General features: G+C 35.9%; 3 protein-coding genes. 2 read left to right on the forward strand and 1 reads right to left on the reverse strand.

The window, feature by feature from the left end:
- The first annotated feature begins 307 nt into the window (after positions 1-307).
- Both CIK90_RS11080 and CIK90_RS11085 read left to right on the forward strand, forming a co-directional pair.
- A complete protein-coding gene (locus tag CIK90_RS11080; RefSeq protein ID WP_094465416.1) occupies positions 308-1,291 on the forward strand; it encodes a cellulase family glycosylhydrolase in 984 nt (327 codons plus the stop codon).
- A complete protein-coding gene (locus tag CIK90_RS11085; protein WP_094465418.1) occupies positions 1,288-2,271 on the forward strand; it encodes an acyltransferase family protein in 984 nt (327 codons plus the stop codon). The genes CIK90_RS11080 and CIK90_RS11085 overlap by 4 nt, the downstream gene beginning before the upstream one ends.
- Before the next feature lie 3 nt (positions 2,272-2,274).
- Here the strand turns inward: CIK90_RS11085 and CIK90_RS11090 are convergent.
- A partial coding sequence (locus tag CIK90_RS11090; RefSeq protein WP_144007272.1) for a glycosyltransferase family 4 protein occupies positions 2,275-3,335 on the reverse strand: 1,061 nt, incomplete at its 5' end.

Below are 3,335 nucleotides of genomic sequence, written 5' to 3' on the forward strand. Positions count from 1 at the left end.
AATATAAGTATAATAACCTTACAATATTAATACAAGACGTGTTTGATATATTTACAGAACGATATTCTTGCCTTTGAGTCTAATTAACGTTTCGCTTTCCACATTCTATCCTGTCCCAAGAATAATTGTTGTAATACCAAGGCGATTGCTGACTCCAAAATTTCTTATTGTCAATTACATCAAACAGAAGTATTTATAAGGTAGAATCGTATTAATTGCCCAAAATTTTTTTATTTTCAACCTTTTTCGTAAATTTGCAAAATAGAAATAATAAAAAAGATCACAATCAAGATATTTTTCTGAAACAATGAAGTCAATACTGCTAACCATTCTAATGACAATTCTTGGTGTTGATGGTCATGCGCAAGAATACTTTCATGTCCAAAAAACACAACTGATTGATGCCGCAGGACAACCTTTTATTATTGCAGGTGTCAACAACCCGCATGCTTGGTTAGGTGAAAAAGCCTATCAAGCACTTGATGATATTGCTGCTACAGGAGCTAACACGCTACGTATCGTATGGCACACAAGGGGGCAAGCCGCAGAATTGGAACGCGTCATAGAGCGTTGCATAGCGCTGAAGATGATTCCGATGGTGGAACTTCACGATGTAACGGGAAACTCGTCGGGCGAACGGCTGCTCGATATGGCGCGATACTATGCTCGTGAAGATGTCAAAACTGTACTGATGCGTTACGAACGCTTTCTGCTCATCAATATTGCAAACGAGTGGGGCGCTCATCGTGTTACCACGAAACATTGGCAGAAAAGCTATGAAAAGGCTATCGCATTACTTCGTGAAGCTGGCTTCAAAACGACGTTGGTTGTTGATGCTCCAGGTTGGGGACAGAATATTTTACCCATATTAAAAGGTGGTCAGCAACTTATAGACTGCGACCCTTTGCACAATATTTTATTTTCTGTCCATATGTATGGATCCTGGAATGACTCCCAAAAAATTATCAATAAACTGACAGAAGCCAAGAATAAACAATTGCCTTTGATCGTTGGTGAGTTTGGCTACAACTATAATGATGGCAAAAATAATCTCGGTTGTAAGGCCGACCATCGTACAATCCTAAAAACATGTCATCAGTTGGATTATGGTTTTATGCCTTGGTCATGGACAGGAAATAACCAAGAGAATGCTTGGCTCGATATGGTAGATCATCGTGATTGGAAGACGCCGACAGCATGGGGAACTGATGTGATTGAAGGTGCGTATGGCATCCGGCAAACAGCCATTCCCGCCAAAGTGTTTGAGAAAGATAAGGCAAGAGAAAAATGAAGAAACGACTTGAATTCATAGATATTGCAAAAGGTATTGGTATTCTTTTTGTATTGTTAAATCATGTAGAAAGTTATCAATGGGTGACTTTCTCCTCTTTTTTTGTGATTCCAATATTCTTCTTTTGTTCGGGTTATACGTTTTCATTCAATCAAGAAGAGAAATTTCGGTTTATAACTGTCGTTAAAAAGTTGCCAAAATTACTTAAACCATACTTCTTCTTTAGCGTATTGTTGCTGTTGATATTTAATGACTTTTCTTTGCGAGCTATTTCTGGTATTGTTTATTCAAGGTATTGTTTCTTTCCAATTGGAACGGATGATATTTATAGACTCTTTATAGTAGGAAACTTTCCGCTGTGGTTTCTGACTTGTATGTCACTATGTTATTTGCTCTATGCTGTTTATCTTCGTTTCTTTAAATATAAATATATTGTTCTGGCTGTTTATTTTCTGGCGTCTGTTGCCATGTCACATTTACCAGTACTATTACCATGGAGTATAGATACTGCACCACTTCTTACTATCTTTATGATTCTTGGATATGAAATTAAAGTGCGAAATTTACTTACAGAAAAGTGGCTGGTGTTAATATGTGCTATTATTTATGTTTTTGCTTTGAGATTTACTGAAGGTGTGAATATTTCAGTGAGAGAATATGGCAATAGTCTATCTCTTTTTTTAGTAGCAGGTTTTGCTGGATGTATGATTCTTACTAATTTGGCTTTGCTGCTTGAAAAATCGAAAGTGTGTCGGATTCCTCTTGTCTTGTTAGGAAGACATTCCTTGACGATTTTCTGTATGGAAATACCATTTATTGTATTAGGAAAGGACATCGCTCATCGTATGGCGGCTTTTTATCCTATATTTGAGCACACGAGCGTTGTAAGTATATTACAGTTTATGTGTGCTTTGATTGGTGGCTTTGTGTTGTCATGGCTTTTGAATAAAAATCGAATGGTAAAACAGATAGTTTTTTGAGGTTTATGAATAACAATCGATAGTAGCAAAGAATTGTTTTGCATATTTCTCTTTGTCAAACAGTTTTGATTGCCTTATTGAGGCTTTTGACATTTTTGCTCTCTGTTTTGGATTGTTATATAAAGACAGAATACTGGTCGCAATATTATCTGGTAACTGGTCGTTCTTGTCAAGTACAATTGAACAATCTGGTGTTAATACCTCAGGAATACCTCCCTGAGATGTCGAAACGATGGGAAGCCCCATTGCCATGGCTTCTACCAATGTGAGACCAAAAGGTTCGTTCCAGATAGAAGGAAGAACAGCAACATCTGCCAATGCTAATATGGACGGAACGTCATGATATGGCTTAAATCCTGTAAATATAATCTTGTCTTGAATGTTGTATGCATTTTCTTTTAATTTTTTGACGAACATGTTATCATCCTTGTTTCGTCCATAAAATGATCCTCCCACAATTAGAAGTTTGATTTTAGAGTACTTGGTGAGTTTATGGAATGCTGTAATCAACTGAAGAATACCTTTTTCTTCAGTTAGTCGTCCGGAAAATACAACGATGAAATCTTCTTCGCTTATACCAAAATCTTTTCTTTCATACAAAAGTTTGTTGCAATGAGAAAAACTAGATAAATCAATTCCATTATGTACAACAACACTTTTGCTGTCAGAAGCATTTATTGTTAGTATTCTCATTCTTATATAGTCAGAAACGGTGATAATACTTGTGGCAAGATGATACAACTCTTGGCTTTTGTATGTATTGCTATTTAAGTTATCGTTATGAAGATGATATATGAGTTTTGAGTCTGTTAGCTTTTTGAGTTTTAGAGCATAACCAGGTCTGTTCTCAAGAATAATAGCATCGTAATGATTACGACGAATATGTTTTATGGATTTGTATAGGAAATACTCTATATTGTAATTGTAATATTCATTTTTATGGTTGAAAAGATGATACATTCTTTTGCATATTTTAGCCCAAAGCGTATCAGTTTTGATGAAATGATAATGATTATTGCGTGAAGATAGAGCGCGATGACCGTGCACTTGTTCTTCATCTGAAA

This window comes from Prevotella sp. P5-126, from assembly GCF_002251185.1.
Lineage (GTDB): Bacteria > Bacteroidota > Bacteroidia > Bacteroidales > Bacteroidaceae > Prevotella.